This is a genomic window from Micromonospora pattaloongensis, from assembly GCF_900107255.1.
In the GTDB taxonomy this organism is placed as follows: domain Bacteria; phylum Actinomycetota; class Actinomycetes; order Mycobacteriales; family Micromonosporaceae; genus Micromonospora_I; species Micromonospora_I pattaloongensis.
The window spans coordinates 42,224-64,150 of sequence record NZ_FNPH01000011.1 but is presented as its reverse complement, the minus strand read 5'-3'; the positions used below and the strand labels follow the sequence as shown (position 1 = coordinate 64,150).

The 21,927-nt window shown below is 72.7% G+C and carries 18 protein-coding genes; 8 read left to right on the top strand and 10 right to left on the bottom strand.

Annotation, left to right across the window (positions count from 1 at the left end):
* Positions 1-220: 220 nt before the first annotated feature.
* Together BLW47_RS21405 and BLW47_RS21400 are read left to right on the top strand one after the other, a co-directional pair.
* Complete coding sequence (locus BLW47_RS21405) at positions 221-715, top strand: sigma-70 family RNA polymerase sigma factor (RefSeq protein ID WP_245736894.1); 495 nt, start codon at positions 221-223, stop codon at positions 713-715.
* Positions 712-1,407, top strand: coding sequence for an anti-sigma factor family protein (locus BLW47_RS21400; protein ID WP_091561106.1), 696 nt, complete (start codon positions 712-714; stop codon positions 1,405-1,407). The genes BLW47_RS21405 and BLW47_RS21400 overlap by 4 nt, the downstream gene beginning before the upstream one ends.
* A gap of 10 nt (positions 1,408-1,417) precedes the next feature.
* Here BLW47_RS21400 and rarD read toward each other — a convergent pair whose 3' ends face one another.
* The 4 genes from rarD to eccE all read right to left on the bottom strand — a co-directional run bounded on the left by rarD (position 1,418) and on the right by eccE (position 5,209).
* Positions 1,418-2,350 carry an EamA family transporter RarD gene (gene rarD, locus BLW47_RS21395; protein WP_091561103.1) on the bottom strand — a complete coding sequence of 311 codons (933 nt, stop codon included), beginning with the start codon at positions 2,348-2,350 and terminating at the stop codon, positions 1,418-1,420.
* Positions 2,347-2,832 carry a GNAT family N-acetyltransferase gene (locus BLW47_RS21390; RefSeq protein WP_091561364.1) on the bottom strand — a complete coding sequence of 162 codons (486 nt, stop codon included), beginning with the start codon at positions 2,830-2,832 and terminating at the stop codon, positions 2,347-2,349. Before BLW47_RS21390 ends, rarD begins: the two co-directional genes overlap by 4 nt.
* A 70-nt stretch (positions 2,833-2,902) precedes the next feature.
* The gene (locus tag BLW47_RS21385) at positions 2,903-3,289 is read right to left on the bottom strand and encodes a phage holin family protein (protein ID WP_091561100.1); all 387 of its coding nucleotides are present in this window, start codon (positions 3,287-3,289) and stop codon (positions 2,903-2,905) included.
* A gap of 54 nt (positions 3,290-3,343) precedes the next feature.
* Complete coding sequence (gene eccE / locus BLW47_RS21380; RefSeq protein ID WP_091561096.1) at positions 3,344-5,209, bottom strand: type VII secretion protein EccE; 1,866 nt, start codon at positions 5,207-5,209, stop codon at positions 3,344-3,346.
* Positions 5,210-5,295: 86 nt separating this feature from the next.
* Here eccE and eccB point away from each other — a divergent pair, with 86 nt between their 5' ends.
* From eccB to BLW47_RS21365, 3 genes are all read left to right on the top strand, one after another.
* Positions 5,296-6,693, top strand: a complete 1,398-nt coding sequence (eccB, locus tag BLW47_RS21375) for a type VII secretion protein EccB (protein ID WP_091561092.1) — start codon at positions 5,296-5,298, stop codon at positions 6,691-6,693.
* A gap of 205 nt (positions 6,694-6,898) precedes the next feature.
* Positions 6,899-7,216: a WXG100 family type VII secretion target gene (locus BLW47_RS21370; RefSeq protein ID WP_091561088.1), complete on the top strand. Its 318-nt coding sequence runs from the start codon at positions 6,899-6,901 to the stop codon at positions 7,214-7,216.
* A gap of 23 nt (positions 7,217-7,239) precedes the next feature.
* Positions 7,240-7,533: a WXG100 family type VII secretion target gene (locus BLW47_RS21365; protein WP_091561086.1), complete on the top strand. Its 294-nt coding sequence runs from the start codon at positions 7,240-7,242 to the stop codon at positions 7,531-7,533.
* Positions 7,534-7,681: 148 nt separating this feature from the next.
* Here BLW47_RS21365 and mycP read toward each other — a convergent pair whose 3' ends face one another.
* Positions 7,682-8,839 (bottom strand): type VII secretion-associated serine protease mycosin, encoded by a 1,158-nt coding sequence (mycP, locus tag BLW47_RS21360; protein WP_091561361.1) that lies wholly within the window; start codon positions 8,837-8,839, stop codon positions 7,682-7,684.
* A 314-nt stretch (positions 8,840-9,153) separates the two neighbouring features.
* Between mycP and BLW47_RS21355 the strand changes: the two genes are divergently transcribed.
* A complete protein-coding gene (locus BLW47_RS21355) occupies positions 9,154-11,526 on the top strand; it encodes an SseB family protein (RefSeq protein ID WP_091561084.1) in 2,373 nt (790 codons plus the stop codon).
* The gene (locus BLW47_RS21350) at positions 11,523-11,888 is read left to right on the top strand and encodes a hypothetical protein (RefSeq protein WP_091561357.1); all 366 of its coding nucleotides are present in this window, start codon (positions 11,523-11,525) and stop codon (positions 11,886-11,888) included. Before BLW47_RS21355 ends, BLW47_RS21350 begins: the two co-directional genes overlap by 4 nt.
* A gap of 10 nt (positions 11,889-11,898) precedes the next feature.
* Here BLW47_RS21350 and BLW47_RS21345 read toward each other — a convergent pair whose 3' ends face one another.
* From BLW47_RS21345 to acs, 5 genes are all read right to left on the bottom strand, one after another.
* Positions 11,899-12,846, bottom strand: coding sequence for an alpha/beta fold hydrolase (locus tag BLW47_RS21345; protein ID WP_091561080.1), 948 nt, complete (start codon positions 12,844-12,846; stop codon positions 11,899-11,901).
* A 175-nt stretch (positions 12,847-13,021) separates the two neighbouring features.
* On the bottom strand, positions 13,022-14,911 hold the full coding sequence (locus tag BLW47_RS21340; protein ID WP_245736886.1) for an immune inhibitor A domain-containing protein: 1,890 nt from the start codon (positions 14,909-14,911) through the stop codon (positions 13,022-13,024).
* Positions 14,827-15,282 carry a hypothetical protein gene (locus tag BLW47_RS25700; protein WP_245736908.1) on the bottom strand — a complete coding sequence of 152 codons (456 nt, stop codon included), beginning with the start codon at positions 15,280-15,282 and terminating at the stop codon, positions 14,827-14,829. Before BLW47_RS25700 ends, BLW47_RS21340 begins: the two co-directional genes overlap by 85 nt.
* Positions 15,283-15,566: 284 nt before the next feature.
* Entirely contained in the window at positions 15,567-18,359 is a 2,793-nt protein-coding gene (locus BLW47_RS21335) for an immune inhibitor A domain-containing protein (RefSeq protein WP_091561077.1), read from the bottom strand.
* Between the two features lie 231 nt (positions 18,360-18,590).
* Entirely contained in the window at positions 18,591-20,555 is a 1,965-nt protein-coding gene (acs, locus tag BLW47_RS21330; RefSeq protein ID WP_091561073.1) for an acetate--CoA ligase, read from the bottom strand.
* 287 nt (positions 20,556-20,842) lie between these two features.
* Here acs and BLW47_RS21325 point away from each other — a divergent pair, with 287 nt between their 5' ends.
* Positions 20,843-21,589, top strand: coding sequence for a Fic family protein (locus tag BLW47_RS21325; protein WP_091561070.1), 747 nt, complete (start codon positions 20,843-20,845; stop codon positions 21,587-21,589).
* The last annotated feature ends 338 nt before the right edge of the window (positions 21,590-21,927 follow it).

The following is a 21,927-nucleotide window of genomic DNA, read 5'->3' as shown; positions in this document are numbered from 1 at the left end:
GGATCGCTCATCGGGGCAGACGCCTCCTCGCTGGTCAGGTGCGCATCGGGCGCGGATGGCGCAGACGCACACGCTCGCGGACGCTAGGAGCCCGCTGTGATCGGGATCCGGCCGCGTAATGAACGAGAGATGAACAAGCTTATTTATTGAACCGCGCCCGCGCGCGCCCCGTGTTCCTGGTCGGAAGGAAGGGCACCTCTTGACGGACCAGGACGCACAACTGCTGCGCGCGCTGCACGCCGAGCACGGCGACGCGCTCTTCGCGCACGCGCTGCGGCTGGCCGGCGGCGACCGACAGCGCGCCGAGGACCTGGTCCAGGAGACCCTGCTGCGGGCCTGGCGGCATCCGGAATCGCTGGACCCGCAACGCGGCTCCGTCCGTGCCTGGCTGTTCACCACGGCGCGTAATCTCGCGATCGACGCGTGGCGGCGGCGCAGCGCGCGGGTAGGCGAGATCGTCACCGACGAGCTTCCCGAGCCGCCCCCCGCGGTGGACGAGGCCGACCGGGCGGTCGAGGCATGGACGGTCGCCGAGGCGCTCGCGCGGCTGTCGCAGCCGCACCGCGAGGTGCTCGTGGAGTGCTTCTACCAGGGCCGGTCGGTGGCCGAGGCCGCCGCACGGCTGGGGGTACCCGCGGGAACGGTGAAGTCACGCACGCACTACGCGTTGCGGTCGTTGCGGCTCGTGCTGGAGGAGATGGGGGTGACCCAGTGAGATGTGAACACGCGCACGACGACGGCGCGTACGTGCTGGGTGCCCTGTCGCCGGCCGAGCGCGCCGCGTACGAGCACCACCTCCGGGGCTGCGCCGCATGCCGGCAGGCCGTCGCCGAGGTCGCGGTGCTGCCGGGCCTGCTGGGCCGGCTCGACCCGGCCGGTTTCGAGCAGCTCGTCGACCCGCCCTCGGCCGAGCCGCGGCTCGCCACGGTCGTCGCCGCGGCCCAACTCGAGCGGCGTCGCAGCCGTCGGGCGCGCCGGTGGCGCGCCACCGGTGGGGGACTCGCCGCGGCCGGTCTGGCCGTGGTCGTGGGGCTCGGCGTGGGTCTGCTGCGCCCGCCCGCCCCGGCCCCGCAGACTCCGCCGGCCGTCGCCCTGGCGTCAATGGCGCCGGTGCAGACCGGCGCCCCGGTCAGCGCGCAGATCGGGCTGCGCGGCACCAGCTGGGGGACCGAGGTGACGATGCACTGCTTCTACGCGAAGAACGCCAGCTGGGGCGGGAACGCGTACACGTTCCGGCTGGTGGCCCACGGCCCGGACGGGGCGACCGAGCAGGTCGGATCCTGGGTCGCCGCGCCCGGCAAGGACGTCAGGCTCTCCGGCACGACCCGGTTCTCCGGCGCCGACCTGGTGCGGCTGGAGCTCACCCGGTACGACGGCACGCCGCTGCTCAGCTACGACGTGCCCTGACGTCGCGGGCTCAGCGTCCGGTCACCGCCGCCGGCTCGGGGGTCGCGCCGAGCAGCGCGGCCTTCGAGCTGCGGCGGGCGTGCCGGACGCCGTCCACGGTGAAGACGATCAGCGCCACCCAGACCAGCGCGAAGCCGGCGAGCCGCGCCGGCGGCATCGGCTCGTGGAAGATCAGCAGTCCGCAGCCGAGCTGGATGATCGGCGCGGAGTACTGCAGGATGCCGAGCCCGGTCAGCGGCAGCCGGTTCGCGGCGCCGGCGAAGAGCAGCAGCGGGATCGCGGTGGCCGCGCCGGCGAAGACCAGCAGCGCGGTGTGGCCGGTCGAGACGTGCCCGAAGGTGGAGTCCGCGCGCCAGCCGAGCCAGCCGAGGTACGCCAGCGCGGGCAGCGCGAGCACCGCCGACTCCACGAACAGCCCCTGCGCGGCGGGGAACCCGAGCCGCTTCTTCACCAGGCTGTACGACCCGAAGGTCAGCGCCAGGGTGAGCGCGATGTACGGCAGCCGACCGTAGTCGACGGTCAGCACGGCGACCGCGAGGCCGCCGATCCCGAGCGCCAGCCACTGGGCGCGACGCAGCCGCTCGCGCAGCACCGTGACGCCGAGCAGGATGACGACCAGCGGGTTGATGAAGTAGCCGAGCGCCGTTTCCACCACGCGGTCGGAGTTGACGCCGTAGATGTACGTGCCCCAGTTCACGCCGATCAACGCGGCGGCGACCGTGATCGCGCCCAGCGCCTTCGGCCGACGGGCCAGCGCGCGCAGGAAGCCCCAGTTGCGCTGCACGGCGAGCACCAGCGCGACGAAGACCACCGACCAGACCACCCGGTGGGCGAGGATCTCGATGGGTCCGGCGGGCCGCAGGAGCTTGATGTAGAGCGGGAAGAAACCCCACAGGACGTACGCGCCGAGACCGAACAGATAACCGCGGCGCAGCTCGCTCATTCCGTCACCGTAAGGGGGGCGGACGGCTCCCGATCGTTGCCGGTGACCGGATTCACCCCGCGCCGGTCGTACTCCATCCACCGGACCGGGTCGGACAGGGCCGTGAAGCCGAGCCCCGCGTACACGCCGTGCGCGTCGAGCGTCGCGAGCAGGATCCGGCGTACGCCCCGGGTGGCCAGCTCGTCGCGGACGGAGCCGACCATCCAGGCGCCGAGCCCGTGCCCCCGTTCGGCCCGGTCGACGTACACGTCGCAGAGCCACGCGAAGGTCGCGCCGTCGGTCACGGCCCGGGCGAACGCGACCTGCGCGCCGTCGGTCGGGCGGTAGACGCCGAAGGCGGTCGAGCCGGCGATCGCGCGCGCGAGGACGTCGCGCGGTCGGCCGATCGCCCAGTAGGCGTCGGTGGAGAGCCAGTGGTGCACCCGGTCCACGTCGATCCGCGTCGGATCGGTGGAGAGCTCGTAGCCGTCGTCACGCCTGATCAGCACGAGGCCGACGCTAGCGGTCGGCCCCCCGGCCGTCTCAACCCAGTTTCCGGATTGTGGCCATGCCCTAGTCGCGATCCATGATCAACCCGAGCAGCCAGGTCACGACGCCGACGAGGAGCGCGCCGAGCACGGCCGCCGGCCAGAAGCCGTCGACGTGGAAGGGCAGGTCGAGCTCGCCGGCGATGAAGCTCGTGAGCAGGAAGAGCAGCCCGTTGACGACCAGCGCGATCAGGCCGAGCGTCAACAGGTAGAGCCCGCAGCCGACCGTCTTGATGATCGGTTGCAGCACCGCGTTGACGACGCCGAAGATGACGGCGACGAGCACCAGCGTGGTCACCGCCTCGCCGGCCGACCCGGTGTCGAGCGTGATCCCCGGGATCAGCAGCGTGGCGAGCCAGAACGCCACCGCCGTGCTGGCGATCCGGACGAGAAGTCCCTTCACGAAACCCATGTCGGGGATCGTGCCATGGCGGGCCCCACGCCGCCGTCCCCTGATCGTCTGGCGCTAGTGGCGGGTCGGGGCGCCGATCAACTGTGACTCGATCGGGGTGGCGGAGAGCAGCGCCCAGCGGACGGTACGGCGGTTGATCACACCGACCATGTCGTCCCGGATCCGGGTCAGCCAGTCGGCCGCCTCGCCGAGCCCCAGCGTCGGAGCGGCCAACGCCGCCTCGTCCGGCCGCAACGGCTGCAGCACGACCAGGTCGGCGCGGGACACCGCGTCCAGGTCGACCGCCGTCAGCTCGTCGCGGACCACCAGACTGGCCTGCCAGCCGGGCCCCGGCTGGGTGTCCGCCGCGACCGGACCCACGTCGACGACGACCAGCAGCGGATGCAACGGCGTCGCCGGCGGCCCGCCGACCGGACGCCCGGGCGGGATCACCGCGATCGTCTCGCCGGGCGCGCTGACGCCCCGGACGAAGGGCTCCCAGGCGCGCGGCCGGGCGGTCTGCACGACGACACGGGCCCCGAGCGCCATCGCGCGCAGGGCGAGCAGCTGCGCCCCGCGTACCCCGCCGATCAGCACGGCCCGGGTGGTCTCGGCCCGGAACAGTCGGACGGTCACCGGGGAGCCGTGCCGGTTGGCGCCGATCATCAGCCCGGCGCCGGGCACGGTGAGGTCGAGGGCGTCCAGCGCGCCGGCGGACAGCGCGGACACGGGGCGCGGGGCGGGCAGCAGCCCGCCGCCCCCGGCGGCGAGCGGAAGCGTGGCCGCGAAGCCCTCCAGCTGCTCACCGTCGAGTCGCCGCGTCTCGGCGCGCTCCGCGGCGAGCAGCCGGCGCAGCGCCTGCGTCGCGAGGGCGAGGCCGGCCGGGTCGGTGGCGGCGATCCGTACGGTCAGCTCCGCGGCGAGCGCGTCGGCGCCGGCGCCGCGCGGGCCCGCGCTGATCGAGACGGTGGTCGCCGCCGCCGGCAGGGCGAGCAGCCGCGGCACCAGCCGGCGCCCGGTCTCCGAACGCAGGTCGGGCCAGCGGCGCAGCCGGAACGTCGCCTGCAGCAGGCCGCCGAGCTGCACCGTCGGCCAGCTCTCCCGTGCCGGCTGCGCGCCGTCGTGGTGCGCCAACTCGCCGAGTACGCGCAGCGCGGCCCCCTCGCCCAGCGGACGCGCGGGCGTCGCGCCGAGCCGCCGGCGGACCTTGCGGACCACGCTGGACAGCGCCCGACGCAGCTCCTCCTCGGTCCAGCCCTCGGCCCGGAGCACCCGGACGGCGAGCACGGCGCGCGCCTGCGCGAGCAGCCGCCCGTCGGTCAGCTGCCGGTACGAGGTGGCGGGCGTGCCGCCGCCGGCCCGTGGCGCCGGCGCGGGCGTGCCGGAGAGCACCAGCTGGATGCGGACCGGTGGCAGGTCGCCGCCGGCGGCCGGCAGCAGGGCGGCGGCCGACGGCAGGGTCTCGCCGGTGTCGGCGAGCAGGGTGGCGGGATCGCCGAGCTCCAGCAGCGCGGTCAGCCCGTCACCGTCGGAGATGACGGCGGCGGCGTCGCCGCCGAGGTCGGCGGGGTGCAACTGGGCGTGCGGAGCGACCAGCTCGAGCAGGGCGGCCGGTGCGGTGGTCGGGGCCAGCGCGTGCCGCCGCCCGACATAGCGGACGGCCACGGCGAGCCATTCGAAGAGCCAGCGCTGCCGTAGCCGTCCCCAGGCGGCAACGCCGAGCAGCGCGGCGGCCAGCGCCGCGCCGGTCACCGCCAGCGGGCCGTGACCCAGCGCCGCGACGATCAGCGCGACGGCGGCCTGGGTGGCGACGACCTGCCCGGCGCGCACTCCGAACCGCCGCGGACGCCGTGGCTGCGACCACGTCGTACGCGACCCGTCCGGGGACGGTCCGGTGTGGGCCCCGGGCCCCGGCTGGCGGTCCAGCACACTGACGGACATCGCGGTAGCCTCCCCTGCGTAGTCGCGGTCGACACAGGCCGTGGGCCGCCTATCGTATTGGCCGGGCCGACCGGGGAGGGGGCCGGATGCCGTCGCGGCAGGATCAGTTGCACTCGTACCAGTTCATGGTCCAGCGTGTGGTCGCCGCGCTGGTGATGCGCGAAACCGACCCTCCACAGTCGCCGTTCCAGCGGGCCGCCGGTGCGACGCTGGCGAGCGTGCTGATCGCGGCGATCGCGATCGGCGGGGTGGCCGTCTACGGTGCGCTCGTCGGCGGTGGCGCGACGAACTGGCGCGACCCCAACGCGGTGATCGTCGAGGAGGAGTCCGGCGCGCGCTACGTCTACCGCGACGAGAAGCTGCACCCCGTCCTCAACTACGCCTCCGCGCTGCTCATCGTCGGCTCGCCGGAGCCGCGTACGGTCCGGGTCTCGGCCAAGTCGATCGAGGGGGTCACCCGCGGGACCCCGCTGGGCATCGTGGACGCCCCGGACGCGTTGCCCGCGGCCGACCGGCTCGCCGCCGGCCCGTGGACGATCTGCTCGCTGCCGGCGGGCGACGGGGGCCGGGCCACGGTGCGCTCGGCGCTGCTGGTCGGGGCCGCGCCCACCGGCGGCGAACCCCTCGGCGACGACGGGGTGCTGGCGCGGCACCCGGACGGCAGCCTCTACCTGATCTGGCACAACCGGCGGCACCTGCTGCGCGATCGCGACATCGTGCTGGACGCGCTGGCGTGGACGAACGCCCGCGCGTTGCCGGTCGCGCCGGCCCTGCTCAACGCGTTGCCGGCCGGCGCCGACCTGGCCCGGATCCCGATCGTCGACGAGGGCCAGCCCTCGGCCGCCGTGCCGGACGCCACCATCGGCGAGGTGTTCGTCGTGGAGAGCCAGGGCGGGGGGCGGCAGTTCGCGGTCGCGCAGCGCGACGGGCTCGCCGGGATCACCCAGGTCCAGGCCGACCTGCTGATCACGGCGCTCGGCGGGCAGAGCAGGCCGACGCCGCTGTCGCAGGGGCGGTTCAACACGATCGAGAAGCTCCCCGAGCTCGTGCCGTCGGGCGCCGCGGCGCCGCCGGCCAGCACGCCAAAGCTCGCCGAGACCAGCGCCGGCGCGGTCTGCGGGCAGGTGCGCGACGACGGGGGGGTGTTCGAGCTCAGGGTGGGCGCCGCGGCGCCGGACGTGACCAACGCGCCGCGCACGGGAGCGCGGTCGGCCGAGGGGGGCGCGCTCGCCGACCACGTCGTCGTGGCGCCGGGCCGGGGCGCGGTGGTCGAGGCCGCGGCGGCGCCGGGCGCGACCGGAGGCGCGATCTCCGTGGTCACCGACCTGGGCCGGCGGTACGCGGTCGCGGGCGGTGACGTGCTGGCCACCCTCGGGTATGGCGGGGTGAAGCCGCTGCGGCTGCCCGCCAGTCTCGTCGCTCTCGTGCCGGCCGGCAGGGCGCTCGACCCCGCGGCGGCGCGGGCCCCCGCGCCGCAGTCGTGACGCATCGTGGACCGAGGGTGGTTGTCCACAGGTCGGTGACGGGGGCTTCCGGGGCTGGACCTCGGCGGCTACCGTCAGCGACGGAGATTCTCCAGCGACACCGGGGTCGCCCGCACTGTCCTTCCGGTGCGGGGCCCCACCGACGGGTCCAGCGTGGACGCGCTGGCGAGTGGACCACGAGTGAGGGAGCGGGGTGACGTCCGGGGTGTCCCAGACGCAGGCAGAAGCAGCGGTGATGCGGCAGTCCGCCGCGAAGTTCGAGCAGGTCGACCAGTCGCTGCAGAGCATGCTGAGCAGCCTGATGGGCCAGCTGGAGGCGCTGCAGACCGCGTGGCGCGGTGCCGGTGGTCGTTCGTTCGAGCAGGTCAAGCAGCAGTGGTCGCAGGACCAGGCGGCCATCCAGCGGGCGCTGCGCGAAACGGCGGCCGCGATCCGCACCGCCGGCCAGCAGTACGACGCGTCCGACAGCGAGGCGGCCAGCCGGGTCGCCGCCACCAACCGCGGCATCCAGCTGCCGCTGTAACCGGTTCCGGGGAGGGATCACCGATGTCAGACGGCGTCCTTGTCGTCAGCTTCTCCGCGCTCCAGCAGGCCAGCGCGGACATCCAGAAGGCGTTGAACACGCTCGACTCCCAGCTCGGCCAGCTCGAGCGCGACGCCGCGCCGCTGGTGGCGAGCTGGACCGGTGAGGCCAGGGAGGCCTACCAGGTGCGGCAGAGCCGGTGGCGTTCCGCCTCGCAGGACCTGCAGAACATGCTGCGCGAGATCAAGGTCGCGGTGGACGAGTCCGCCGCCGACTACCTCAACACCGAGAAGAAGAACACGGCGCTGTTCCAGTAGCCGCACCTCGACCGGGGCGCGTGGGCCGACCGGCCCGCGCGCCCTTGTCGTGTGGCTCCCCGCCGTGCCGCCGTGCCGCCGGGCGCGGGTGCGTCGGCGCGACCCGTCCGGCGGGGCCCGGTGGGGCGGCGGGCGGACGCCGGCCGGCTCAGCCGGTGCGGCCGGCCGCCGGCTGCGGGTCCGCGGGCCCGGCCGGACGCCAGCGCCGTCGGACGCCCCGGGGCAGCACGAGAGCGAGCAGCACCGCCAGCCCGGCGACGCCGCCGCCGAGCGCGGCCAGCAGCAGCGAACGATCCCGTGACTGGGCCCGCCGCTCCTGCTGCGCCACCGCCGCCGGATCCATCCGTTCCGGCGCGAGCGGTGCGGGTGGCTCGGGACGGCCGACAGGGCGCGTCTCCGTCACCGCCCGGTAGGGGTTCAGCACGCCGGTGCCGTACGCCGGGCTGCGCCGGCCGCCGGGCGCCGGATCGGTGGTCGAGACGATCCGCTGCACGACCTCGCCGGCGCGCAGCTCCGGCCGGTAGTCGCGGATCAGTGCCGCCGTCGCCGAGACGAAGGGTGCCGCGTAGCTCGTCCCGTCCTGCGCCGCGTGTCCGCGTCCGGGGGCTGCGGCCAGCACGCCCCCGCCCGGGGCGACCACGTCCACGTAGGACCCGACCTGCGAGTACTGCTGCCGGCTGCCGTCCGCGCCGATCGCCCCCACGCCCAGCACGCTGTCGTACGCCGCCGGGTACGGGCGGGGGTCGCCGTTCTCGTGCAGGTTGCCGGCGGCGGCCACGACGACCACGTCCTCCGCCACCGCGTACTCGACGGCGCTCCGCACGGCCGGATGGTCCTCGTAGAGCACGACCGACAGGTTCAGCACGTCCGCGTCGTGGTCGACCGCCCACCGGATCGCCTCGGCGAACTGCGTCGCGGTGACCGTCCGTCCCGACTCCCTGCCGCCGATGATCTGTTGCTCGCTCACCCGGACCGGCAGGATCCTCGCGCCGGGGGCCAGACCGCGGAACGGCACCCGCGCCGGGCCCGCGGCGATGATGCTCGCTACCGCGGTGCCGTGCCCGTCGCAGTCCAGGGTGCCGTCGCCGCCGTCGAGGAAGTCGTTGCCCGGAAGGACCCGCCCCCGCAACTGCGGGTGCTCGTCGTCGACACCGGAGTCGATCACCGCGACCGTGATGCCGCGCCCCGTCGCCAGCGGCGTCAGCCGCTCAGGCGCGTACCGCTGTTGCGCCCACGGCACCTCAGTGGACGGCGGGACGGGAGCAGGGCGACTACTGCACGCGGGTGCCGCGTAGCGCAGAGTCATTCCGTGGGCGATCCCGTACGGCCGCGCGGCGACGCCCAGCCGCGCGGACGCCGTCAGCGGCGGGCCGGCGGCGTAGGCTCCGGGCACGGCGAGCGCGCCGGGGGCGGCGAAGACCGCGATGAGCGCACCCACGAACGCCAACCGCGCTGTCCCGCCGGGCATCGTATGCCTCCGAATCGTGTCGGGTCTGGCACCGGATGCTATCGGCGGAGAGCGGATGGACGCATCCGCCATCCGCCAGCCATTGTGATCGTGCTACGACCTTGTAGGTTGTACGCGACGCGTGTGGCCTGTACGGCGGAAGGGGGGCGGCGGTGACCGAGTGGCAGCCGGCCACCGAGGCCGAGGCCGCGATGCGGGATGCGCTGCGCGCGAACGATCAGGAGCAGTATTTCCGGATCCTCGCCCGCACCGAACTCCTGCTGCCGGTCTCCGCCGAAGCAATGAACGGTCGGACCCCGATCGGCTGGGGCACCTGGACGACGGGTGGCCGCACCCACGTGCTCGCATTCACCTCCGCCGACACGCTCCGCGCCTGTCTGGGCGAGAACGCGGGCGGCGTCCGCCGGTTGCCGTACCACGAACTCGCCGCCACCTGGCCCAACCTGGACTGGTGGCTCGCGGTCAACCCCGGACTGCCCATCGAGGGCTACCTGCCGGCCTGGTTCATCTCGCAGCTGTCCCGTGGGGACGTACGCCTGCCCGGGCGCACCGTCGGCTCGCGGGCCCGCGTCGAGCGCGCCGAACCGGTCGCGCCGGCGCGCGCCACCGCGTCCGTGCCCGGCCGGGCCATCCCGCCCGAACAGGGACCGCCGGAGCGCCCGGCCGTCCCGGCCGCCGCGCTCCCGACGGTCCCCGCCGCCGCGCTCCCGACGGTCCCCGCGTCAGCTGTTTCCCCGCCGCCGCCGCCGCCGTCGTCGCCGCCCGCCCGGTCCGCCGCCGCGCTGCCGACCCGGCTGCCGCAGTCGGCCCCGGTCGGGTCGCCCGCTTCCGCCGGGTCGCCCGTCTCGGGCCTCGGCGCGGATGCCACCGATACGAACGGTTCGGCCCGGCCGGGGGCGGGTGACGCTGGCACGTTGCCCGCCCGGCCCGTGTCCAGCGCCCCGGCGGCGATGCCCGCCCGGCCCGCGACCGACGAGACGACCCGGCCCGCGCCCGCTGAGCTGGCGCGGCCCGCGACCGACGAGACGATGCCGCTGCCGGCGCAAGCTGTGGCCGGCGATTCCGCGCCGTTGCCGACGCGGGCCGTGCCCGGCGAATCGGCGCCGCCTCCCGGGCGACCGCTGCCGGCGGACGACGCGTTGCCGCGTCGCAAACCCGCACCGCTGCCCACCCCGGAAGACGGGCGCGACCCGGTGGAGACCGACGCTCCGGCCGTCGACGACCGGACCGAACCACCGACGCCCCGGTCGGACGCCACGGACGCCGCGCCCGCCGGGACGGCCGAACCGTCGCCGGTGAGCGACCGCGACGATGCGCCACCGGCTCCTCCGGCCGTCGACGACCGGACCCAACCGCCGACGCCCCCGCCGGACGCCACAGACGCCGCATCGGTCCCGTTCGACGCCGAGTCGGCCGTTTCGGACGTCGCAACCGGCGCGTGGGCCGCATCGAACGCCGGGGACGCCACGCCGGTTCAGTCGGGCGATGCCGCCGCCGCGTCGGGTCGGTCGGGCGCCGCGGCTGCGGCGTGGACCGAGCCGCCGGAGCGGCTCGCGGGCGCCTTCGAGCCCGCGAACGACGTGGAGGAGGAGCTGCTGGCCGCTGCCGGGGACGGCAGCACCGACTCGTTCCTCTCCACGCTGCTGCTGGCCAAGGTGCTGCTACCCGTCGCCGAGTCCGCGGCGCCCGGCGCCCTTCCGGGCGACGAGGGTTTCGCCTGGCGGACCGAGACGCTGGACGGCGAGCCGTACGTTGTGGTCTTCACGTCGCCCGAGCGCGTCGTCGACCACCTCACCGGGCCCGTGGAGACGGTCACGGTGAAGTTCGTGCAGTTGATCAGCAAGTGGCCCGATCCCGCGTGGTCGTTCGCCGTCAACCCGGGCACCCCCGTCGGAGCGAAGCTGCCGGGCGCACAGATCGTCGCGCTCGCGAGCTGGGCCGCGGAGGTGGGGCTGCGCGACGACGCGGAGGCGGAACCGCCGGCGGCGGCCCAGGAGCCGGCGCCGCGTTCGGCGTACGAGCCGGCGAACGAGGACCCCGAGCGGCCGACGATGATGCAGAAGCCCGTCGCGCCGAGTCAGCTCGGCTACTACCTCGACCGCGGCTACGACCGCGTCTCCGGCTTCGTCCACCGCGCCAACGAGGTCGCCCACCTGAGCACGCCCGCGATGCTGCATGCCGCGCTCGGCCTCGGCTATCCCGGCTCGCCGTTCGGGCGGACCGCGGAGGAGACGTACGTGCTGCGCTGGCCGGCCTACCGGCCCAGCCTCTACCGCATCCCGTACGGCGGACAGAACGAGGCCGCCATGCGGGCCATGGAGGGGTGGGTGATCGAACGTCCGCCCTTCCGCGGCACCGGCTACGCCCCCGCCGAGAACGGCGACGTCATCGCCGAGTTCAAGGTGGACAGCATCCGGCTGCCGCACGGTTCGCAGCTGTGGCGCATCGCGGCCGACGGCTCGCAGACGCTGGTCGCCGTGCTCGACTGCGACATCCCGCTGTGGCGACGGGTCGGGGAGGACTGATGCGCGACGGGTACGTCGCCCGGTGGCAGGGAAGCGAGTACGAGGCGAGCCCGGAGGGCGACACCGTCCGCCTCTACCACCACGAGCCGGCCGACGGGTTCGAGGAGGTGCGGCCCGGGCGCTTCGTCCGGGTGCTGCCGGTCGCGGAGCTCGATGATCTGGCGTACATCCGGACGACGTGCTCGTGGCAGGGGCAGCCGTTCATCGTGCTGGCCCGGCACGACGGCTGGCTGCGGGTGGAGTACACCGGCGGGCGGTGGCCGGTCGCGGAGCAGTTGGGCCTGGAGGCCTTCGATTTCGGCGTCTACCAGGGCTGGGCGCCCGCCAACGAGGTCAGCGACATCCGCGAACACCGCGTCTGACCCCCCGGGGTCAGGACTTGGCCCAGCGGAGGATCTCGCCGAGGACGACGTCGGGGGATTCGAGGTGCGCGAAATGCCCCACCCCGTCGAGCAGCCGCCACTCGTACGGCGCGGTCACGTACCGCCCGGAGCCCTGGGCGGTGCGCGGCAGGATCGCGGTGTCGAGTGCGCCGTGCAGCTGCAGGGTCGGCGTGACCAGCGGCTCCTGTAGCAGCTTGACGAACCGGTAGCCGTGCAGCCGCAGCAGCGAGCGGAACGCCCACCGGTAGCCCTCCATCGCGCAGAACGCCGCCTGCGGGATCCGCATCGCCTGCCGGCACCGTGCCTCGTACTCGTCGAAGTCGTGGCCGCCTGTCCAGGTCGGCCCGCCCCACCGCCGCAGGAAGTCGCCGACCATCGCCGCGTCGTCGCGGGTCAGGACGTGCTCGAACCGGGGTAGCTGGAACTTCAGCGAGGGGGTGGAGGCGGCGAACTGGCCGCGGGGGTCGGCGAAGATGGCGGCCCGCAGTCGCAGCGGATGCGCGGCGCCGACCACGACGAGGCGGCTGACCATCCGGGGGTGGAAGGCGGCGGCGGTCCAGCCGATCATGCCGCCCATCCCGGAGCCGACGATGATCGCGGAGCGCTCGCCGAGGGCCCGGATCAGCCCGGTGACGTCGGCGGCCTGGGTGTAGCCGTCGTAGCCGCGCGGCGGCTTGTCGCTCGCGCCGTAGCCGCGCAGGTCGACGGCGACGGCGCGGAACCCGGCGTCCGCGACCGCGGGCAGGATGTGGTGCCAGGCCCACCAGAACTCCGGGAACCCGTGCAGGAAGAGCACGAGCGGACCGGTGCCCGCCTCGACGACGTGGAACCGGCTGCCGTTGGCGCCGACGAAGCGGTGCTGCCAGGGACCGTCGACGAGCACGCAGGACTCGTCAACCACCGCGCTCGTCGCCGTCGGCCCGCGTCCACCACTCATGGCGCACAGCCTAGGGGCTGAAGCCGCAACCACGTCCCGTACGGCGGGACAGATCGGGGGATAGTCAGGGACGTCACGGGGGCATCCCGGCCGATTGCCGACTTTTCCCCACGGGTTGGCCCGACGGAAAGGGGGCCGTGGCCCTGCGGCCACGACCCCCCGGTGAGTCAGGCGATCAGTTGGTGACCTTGACGATCATCATGTCGAACGCGCGGCTCTCCAGCGCGACCTCGATCCTGGTGCCCTCGCCGGCCACCTTCACCGAGTTCTGCGGGTTGTCGGCCGACCAGTAGCGGTCGGGGTTCGAGTCGTCGAAGACCGGCACAGGGCCGAGCTTCGGGACCGTCGTCGGCACCCCGTTCAGGTGGAACGTCTGGGCCGGCTTGGCGTAGCGGCTGAACGTGCCGTCGTACCCGCTGCGCCGGTTGGTGAGGCTGCCCTGACCCGGCACAGTGATCCGCTGCGGCCGCACGTCGACCGGCAGGTTCAGGCCGTAGCCCGGGTGCTGCGCGGTGTTGTTGTCGGCGTACACGTAGTTCACGAACCAGACGAGCATGCCCTCCTGGTTGGCGAAGCGCTCCACGAAGTCCGGCCGGGTGTTGGCGAACCCGAAGTTGTACGGGCCGGTCTGCAGCGTCTTGTCGTACCCGGTGTAGGTCCGGTTCTCCGCGATGTAGAACCGCGGGTAGACGTCGGTGACCGAGCCGGTGATCCGGCTGAACCCGCGCGTCTTCCACTCCGCCCGGGCGGTCTCCGCGTCGTCGGTCCAGACCGCGGCGCCGTCCTTCACCAGCGAGATGTTGTCCAGGAACAGGCCGGCGAAGGTGATACCGCCGTCGGTCGAGTTGCGGTAGCGGAACTGCACGGTCTTGCCGGCGTACGCCGACAGGTCGTAGGTCAGGTCGACCCACTCGCCGTTGCTGGAGCCGTCGATGCCGGTTTCCTGGTCCCCGCCCGGCGGCGCCGGGTCGATCAGCGGGTGCGGCAGCGACGTCCACCGCACGCCGCCGTCGGTCGACACCTCGCCGAAGAAGAAGTCGTAGTCCTCCTCGGTCTCGTACCACGCCTTGGCGCTGATCGCCGCGGTCGTCGCGCCGGTGAGGTCCAGCGTGCGGGTCAGGGTGTTCTCGAGGTCCTCTCCCTTGCCGCCCCACCACTCGTACGTCCCCGCGAACGGCTTGTTGTAGTCGTGGGTCGCGGTGACCGAGGGCAGGTTGACCACGACGGCCTGGGCAGTCGGCCCGTCGCTGTCACCGGCGGCGCCGAGCGTCACGTACGTGGTGCCGCTGTCGTGCTCGACCGTCGAGTAGTTCAGCCAGCCGCGGTAGAGCTTGGACCACGGGTCCATGTAGCCCGGGGTCGAGCCGATGTCGTCCTTGCCGTGGTTGAGCCACGAGCCGGACGCCATCAGGCTCCAGAAACCGACGCCGTTGTCGCCGCCCTGCGTGTCGTAGAGGTCCGGCAGGCCGAGGTCGTGGCCGTACTCGTGGGCGAACACGCCCAGGCCGCCGTTCTCGGGCTCGGTGGTGTAGTCCCGGATCCAGAGGCCCGAGTCGCCGATCTGCGTGCCACCGTTCAGGTTGAACGACGGTCCCGCGCTGCCCTTGAGGTTGTTGAAGGCACTCCAGCGGTGCGACCAGATGGCGTCCTCGCCCTGGGCGCCGCCGCCGGCCTCCTCGCCCTCGCCGGAGTGCACCGCCTGGAAGTGGTCGACGTAGCCGTCCGGCTCGTTGAAGTCGCCGTCGTTGTCGTAGTCGAACCGGTCCCAGACGTCGAACTGCGCCAGGTACTGCTTGATCTGCTCCGGGGTCTTGCCGGCCGCGATCTGCGAGTCGTACCAGGAGTTGGCGGTGTCCTTGACGAAGTTCCAGGAGCCGTCGTTGTCCGGGATGGCGTTGCTGCCGTACCGGGCCTCGTTGTACGGCACCTGGACCCATTCGCTGACGTCGCCGCCGACCGTGTAGCGCCCGCCCGACTGCTTCAGGTAGAAGTCGCGCATCGACTCCTTGCCCGTGCCGTAGAACAGGTCCATGTAGTGCTGTCGGCTGTAGTCGGCGTTCCAGATGGTGCTGTTGTTGTCCGTGGCGCTGCCGTCGTAGACGCGGTCGGGCTCGGGGATCTCGCCCCGGCGCGCGGATCGGTCTTGTCGCCGAACTCGACGAGAATCGTGAAGATCGGGTCGACCTTCGGCTTCTGCCGGTATTCGACGAAGCGGTCCGCCTTGATCTGGATGACCTCGGACCCGTTGCGCTTCTGCAGCTTGGCCTTGCCGGACAGCAGCGCGGCGATGGCCTCCTTGCGCGCCTCCTGTTCCTGCTCGGCGAGCGGGTCGGGCAGGTTGTCCGCCCGGTGCTTCGTCTTCTCGATGCCGGGAGCGGGGTTCGCCGCGGGCGCCGCGGACGCGGGCGCGGCGGCGGCTCCGGCCGCCAGCAGCACGGTCGCGGCAGTCGCGAGACCGGCTGTGACTCGTCTCCTCAAGGGTCCTCCCTGGGTGTGGACCTGTTACAGACGGGCGCCGCGATGGGCGCGCACCGTCAGAGATCGCCACTCACCTTCGCAGAAGGGAACAGGAATGTCACGGGGAGAAATTGGTCGAAAGAGTGAGAGGGCGCCCTTCTAATCGGGTCATACCACGGACGCGATGAGAGGACGCCCGGGGAATCGAATGCAAAAGGGTGGGCGGCCCCGTCCGGAGCCGCCCACCCGCTACTTGCGATACGTTAGCGCTTGGCCGGGACGACCCGCACCGTGGCGTACGAGTTGTCGTCCGCGGCGCTCACGATCCGGATCGTGACGCCGTAGCTCACGCCCGCGTCCCCGGGGTTGCCGGAGCCGAGAACGGTGAACCCGAGGTCGGCCCCGTACAGGTCACGCGCCGGGGTGCCGTCCGGGTTGACGACCCGGGTGCTGTACGGCGCGTTGTCCCGCGACGGGACGACCACCGAGGCGTCGCTGTCCCGGCCGAACAGGTCCTCACCGCGGACCTCGATGCCCGGCGTCCAGCCCTTGGCGTCGGTGAACGTGTACACCGCCGACTGCGGGCCGAACTTCGTGCAGTACTCGCTGTACGGCTCGTCCGGCGCCTCGAAGCACTCGCGGAACCCGTAGCTCGGGTGCAGGGTGAACGCGGCGTTGGACGACTGCGGACGGCTCGGCAGGTTGTCCAGCGTGGAGGGGTCCTTCGCCGCGGCCTCGCCCTGGCGGCGGAACGGGTCGAAGTGCGAGTCCACGATGAGCAACCCGCCCTTGGCGCCGTAGCTCGGCAGCGCCGTGCTGTTCGCCGTGACGTGGTTGACGTCGCCGTACGCGGTGTCCCGGTACCAGACGAGCATGCCGGGCGCGTTGTACTTGACCTTCTCCACCTTCCACGCGTCCCGCGAGTAGGTGGTGTCGTAGGCGTACTTCAGGCCCTCGTCGAAGCCGTCGAAGTTGCGCCACTCGGCCAGGTAGTAGTGCGCGCGGATCTGGGTGCCGGAGTCGGTGTGCCAGCCGGCGCCGCTGGTGTCGGTCCAGGTGCCGCCGGTCGCGGTCCAGCCGCTGGCGCCGCCCTCCACGTCGTCGCTCCACGCCGTGGCGCCGCCGCCGGTGACCGAGAAGTCGTCGGCGAACCAGCCGCGCTCCCGGAAGCCGGCGTCGGTGGCGTACCGCAGCCGCACCTGCACGGTGGTGCCGGCGTACGCGCTGAGGTCGACGTAGTCGTGCCGCCAGCCGTGGCTGTCACCGGTCAGGCCGTACTTCTTGTCGCCGAAGTCGGCCAGGCGCCCGTTCGGGTCGGCGTAGCCGTCATCCGTGGAGACCAGGTTGCCGGCCTCGTCGTAGACCTTCAGCTCGGTCCAGTTGGCCCCGCCGTCGGTCGAGACCTCCACGAAGCCGAAGTCCCAGTCCTGCTCGATGACGTAGTTGTTCCACATCCAGAACCTGGCGTCATCGGCGGCCGGCACCGCCACCTGGCGGGCGAGCTTCACGTCGGCCCAGTCCTGGTCGGCCCCGCTGTACCACATGTTGGCGCCGCTGTGCGGCTCCGCCAGCGTGATGACCTTGTCGGGCAGGTCCACCTTGATGCCGTCCTGCGTGCCCTTCGGCGTCCGGGACGTCTGCCCGAGCTTCACCGTCCGCGCGGCGGTGTCCGGGGCCAGCGTGAGCGGTTCCGCCCAGCCGAGCACCCACTTGTCCCAGAGCCCCATGTGGGTCGGCAGCGACTGGAAGATCGGCCCGGCGTGCGAGCCGGACGACATGAGGTCCCAGAAGTCGACGTCGCTGTCGGCGCCGCTGCCGGAGGTGTCGTAGAGGTCCGGCAGGCCGAGGTCGTGCCCGTACTCGTGGGCGAAGACGCCGACGCCGGAGTCCTCCGGCTGGACGATGTAGTTGGAGACCTTCAGGCTGGTGCCCGGGATTGTGTAGCCGCCGGCAACGGCCGACGAGTGCGCCCAGATCGAGTAGACGCCCTCCTTGCCGCCGCCGCCGGACTTGTCCTCACCGGCGTGCACCAGCACGAGGTGGTCGATGACGCCGTCCGGCTCGAAGAAGTTCCCGTCGCCGTCGCGGTCGCCCTGGTCCTCGATGTCGTAGTCGGCCCACGGGAAGTCCGGGTCCGACGCGGCGAGCGTGTCCACGGCGTCGGTGGCCAGCTTGCCGGCGCCGAGCGGGTTGTCCGGGTGCCCGTTCATGGCCTGCGGGGCCGGGGCTTCCCAGTTGCCGTTCGCGTCCTGGAAGCAGCGCGAGGCGGCGTACCAGCCCTCGGAGCGCGGCACCTTCACCCAGGGCGTCGCCTCGCCGTCGACGGTGTACGCGCCCTTGGACATCTCCAGGTACATGTTGTGCATGGTCTTGCGGGCCAGGCTGATGCCCGGCTTCCCGTCCGGCCCGGTCAGGTCGGTGCGGACGCGCTCGGTGATGCCCTGCTTCGTGTAGAGCATCTTGTTGAAGTGCTCGGAGGAGAAGTCCGGCACCCACATCGTGTTGTTGTCCGCGTGCGGCAGGGTCGCGGGGTTCGGGATGTTGTTGTGCAGCGGGCCGTTCTGGACGGTGCCCGGCACGCAGGTGCGGTCCTCGAAGACGGTCGACGGCACCATGGTGCCGGTGAAGTCGTCGTTGGCCTTGTCGTTGAACTCCACGAGGATGGTCAACAGCTTGGCCACCTGCGTGGTCTTCGCCTGCTTGATGTTCCGAGGGCTCTTGCCGGTCTTGATCGACTTGGCCTCGAGCTTTGCGAGCTGCCGCGCCGTCAGGGGGTTGCCCGTGGCGAACTTCCGGTCGTACGCCTTGGTCCGTTCGATCGCCGAACCGTAGACGCCGCCCTTGCCCTTGATTTCCTTGCCGTACGTGTCGGGCTGCACGGCGGGCTCGGCGTAGTTGATGTAGTGCTCGTCCGCGCCGATCGAGGCGAGGACCGGGTCACGTTGCTCGGCGGTCGCGCTGCCCGACACGGTCAGCGTCGAGGCCACGAGCGCGAGCGCGGGGACGGCGACGAGGAGACGTCGGCGCGGCCCGCTTCGGGGGATGGCAGATTTCATCCCACTCCGTTCCTGGGCATGGGGGAAAGAGAATTGCGGCTGATCTCGGCGTTGTTCGGTAAGTCCTCAGCCATCGACCGGAACTTAATTCAGGAACTTGTCACTGGGCAAGGGCTGAACGGCGGAGATCTATCGTCCGGATGAAACCCACGAGCATCGATGTACGGAAAAACGCGATGGGTGGCGGTCCGCACCGGACCGCCACCCATCGGTTCCTATCTGGGTTTTCGATCAGTCCTCGTCGGACTTGCCGGACTTCATCCCGCCCGAAATCAGATCCATCACCGCGGAGTCCTGCAGCGTGGTCACGTCCCCGAGCGACCGGTTCTCGGCGACGTCCCGCAGCAGCCGGCGCATGATCTTGCCCGAGCGGGTCTTCGGCAGCTCGGGCACGAGCATGATCTGGCGGGGCTTGGCGATCGGGCCGAGCGTCTTGGCGACGTGGTTGCGCAGCTCCTGGATGAGCGCCTCGCCGGCCTCACCGTCGGTCTCGACGGTCCCGCGCGGGATCGCGAACGCGACGATCGCCTGGCCCGTGGTCGGGTCGGTCGCGCCCACCACCGCCGCCTCCGCGACGGACGGGTGCGACACGAGCGCCGACTCGACCTCGGTGGTCGAGATGTTGTGCCCGGACACCAGCATCACGTCGTCGACCCGGCCGAGCAGCCACAGGTGCCCGTCGGTGTCCTTCTTCGCTCCGTCACCCGCGAAGTACATGGAGTCGAAACGCGACCAGTAGGTGTCGATGAAGCGCTGGTCGTCGCCCCAGATCGTGCGCAGCATCGACGGCCACGGCTCGCGCAGCACCAGGTAGCCGCCGCCCCCGTTCGGCACCGGGTTGGCCTGGTCGTCGACCACGTCCGCGCTGATCCCCGGCAGCGGCGTCATCGCGCTGCCCGGCTTGGTCGCGGTGACCCCCGGCAGCGGCGAGATCATGATCGCGCCGGTCTCGGTCTGCCACCACGTGTCCACGATCGGGCAGCGGTCACGGCCGACGTGCTTGCGGTACCACATCCACGCCTCGGGGTTGATCGGCTCGCCGACGCTGCCCAGGATGCGCAGCGACGACAGGTCGTAGCCCGCCGGGATGTCCTCGCCCCACTTCATCATCGTGCGGATCAGCGTGGGCGCGGTGTAGAGGATGGTGACCTTGTACTTGTCGACGATCTCCCAGAACCGCCCCTTGTGCGGGGTGTCGGGCGTCCCCTCGTACATGACCTGGGTGGCGCCGTTGGAGAGCGGGCCGTAGACGATGTACGAGTGCCCGGTCACCCAGCCGATGTCGGCGGTGCACCAGTACACGTCGGTCTCCGGCTTGAGGTCGAAGACCGCGTGGTGGGTGTAGGACGTCTGGGTCAGGTAGCCGCCGGTGGTGTGCAGGATGCCCTTCGGCTTCGCGGTGGTGCCGCTGGTGTAGAGGATGAACAGCGGCTGCTCGGCGTCGAACGGCTGCGCCTCGTGCTCCGGGCTCGCCGTCTCCACCGTCTCGTGCCACCACAGGTCCTTGCTGCCCCACGCGACGTCCTGCCCGGTGCGGCGCACCACCAGCACGTGCTCCACCGAGGGGGAGATCGCCACGGCCTCGTCCACGGTCGGCTTCAGCGCCGACGGCTTGCCGCGCCGGTAGCCGCCGTCGGCGGTGATGACCACCTTGGCGCTGGCGTCCTGGATCCGGTTGGAGAGCGCGTCGACGGAGAACCCGCCGAAGACGACGCTGTGGGTGGCGCCGATCCGGGCGCAGGCGAGCATCGCCACCGCGGCCTCGGGGATCATCGGCAGGTAGATCGCGACCCGGTCGCCGGCGACCACGCCGAGGTCGGTCAGCGCGTTCGCCGCCTGGGCGACCAGCCGCTGCAGGTCGGCGTACGTGATGGTGCGGGTGTCACCCGGCTCGCCCTCCCAGTGGATGGCGACCTTGTCCCCGCGTCCGGCCGCGACGTGCCGGTCGACGCAGTTGTAGGCGACGTTGAGCTGGCCGCCCACGAACCACTTGGCGAACGGCGGGTTCGACCAGTCGAGCACCTGCTCCCATTCGCGTGCCCAGTCGAGGCGCCGCGCCTGCTGTTCCCAGAACGCGAGCCGGTCGGCCGTGGCCTCCTCGTAGGCCGCCGCGGTGACGTTGGCGGCGGCGGCGAGCTCGGCCGGCGGCTCGAACTGCCGCGTCTCTCGCAGCAGGTTCTCCAACGTTTCGCTCATGGGTGGAACTCCTCGCGTGTGACGGGCGTCTCGGGTAGCAGGTTAGTGGCGGTTGGGCGGCAGGTGCGAGGCATGGCCGGGCCGGGCGCGCCGGGACGCGCTCAGTGGCCGTCGCGGCGCGCCGGCCGGTCGGTCCGGCGGCAGCGCGTGTTCGAGAGCTGCGCGGCGAACGTACGCTCCTGCTCGGATCCTGCCACTTCCGAACCCATTCGCGCATCCCCGCGGCGGGGTTGCGGGGTGTCCGGGGCTGCGCCGACGGCCGGGCGGGCGGGCATTAGCGTGGCAGCGTGACCACCGATCCGCTCGCCCCGCTGCTGGCCCTCACCGACATCGCGCCGGCGGTGGACCGCGCGCGCGAACGGGTCGACCAGGCGCTGCGGCACCGCGCGCTGCGCCGGCACGGCGGCCAGGTCGCGGCCGAGTTGAGCCTGCGGTCCGCGGTGGCCAGTGCCGCGCTGGAGGGGTACGCCCACGAGCGCGAGGAGGTCCGCGCCGGGACCGTCACCGACCCGGTCATGCAGGGCGCGCTGCGGATCGCCGGCGCGCTGCCCAACTTCGTCGAGCTGTGGCCGCGGGCGCCGCGCCAGGTGCTGGCCAAGCTGCACGTGCTCGCCGCCCGGGGCGTCGTGCCGGACAGCGCGCTGGGCCGCCCGAGCTCGGACGTCGGGGTCACCGCGCGGATCGACGGGCTGGCGACGCTGATCGCCGGCGGCACCGCGGTCACCCCGCTGGTGCTGGCCGCCGTGGTGCACGGCGAGCTGCTCGCGCTGCGTCCGTTCGCCGGGCCCTCCGGCCTGGTGGCCAGGGCGGCAGCGCGGCTCACGCTGCTCTCGACCGGCTTCGACCCGCGTGGTCTGGTCGCCGCCGACGTGGGGCACCGGGAACGCGAACCGGAGTACCTCGGCGCCGCCGGCGCCTACGCCACCGGCACGCCCGACGGCGTGCGGTCGTGGCTGCGGCACTACATGGCGGCGGTCGAGGTGGGGGCCGAGCAGCTCACCGCCGTCGGCGACGAGATCCTCGCCAACGCCTGACGCCCGCGTTCACGCGCCGCCGTGGCGCTAGGCGGCGCGGTGTGAGCGCGGGGAGCGGTGCGCGCAGATGGACGGCGCCCCACGAAGGGGGCGCCGTCGTCGCACGTCCGTCCGGGTTACCAGGCGTGCACCTGATGTCGTTGTCAACGGCCCTTGCGGTGCCGCCGCAACGTGCCTGCCGTGGCTGGTCGCGCGTGGGTGCCCGGTGGCCGTGCACGGAGCCCGTTTTGCCGGGGTCCGCACCACTCTTTCTACGCCGGTGTGATCTGGAGCACCAGAGGGTTCGCGGACTTTGTGGCTACTGCGGCCACATGTGGCTTTTGAGGTCACCCGGCCGG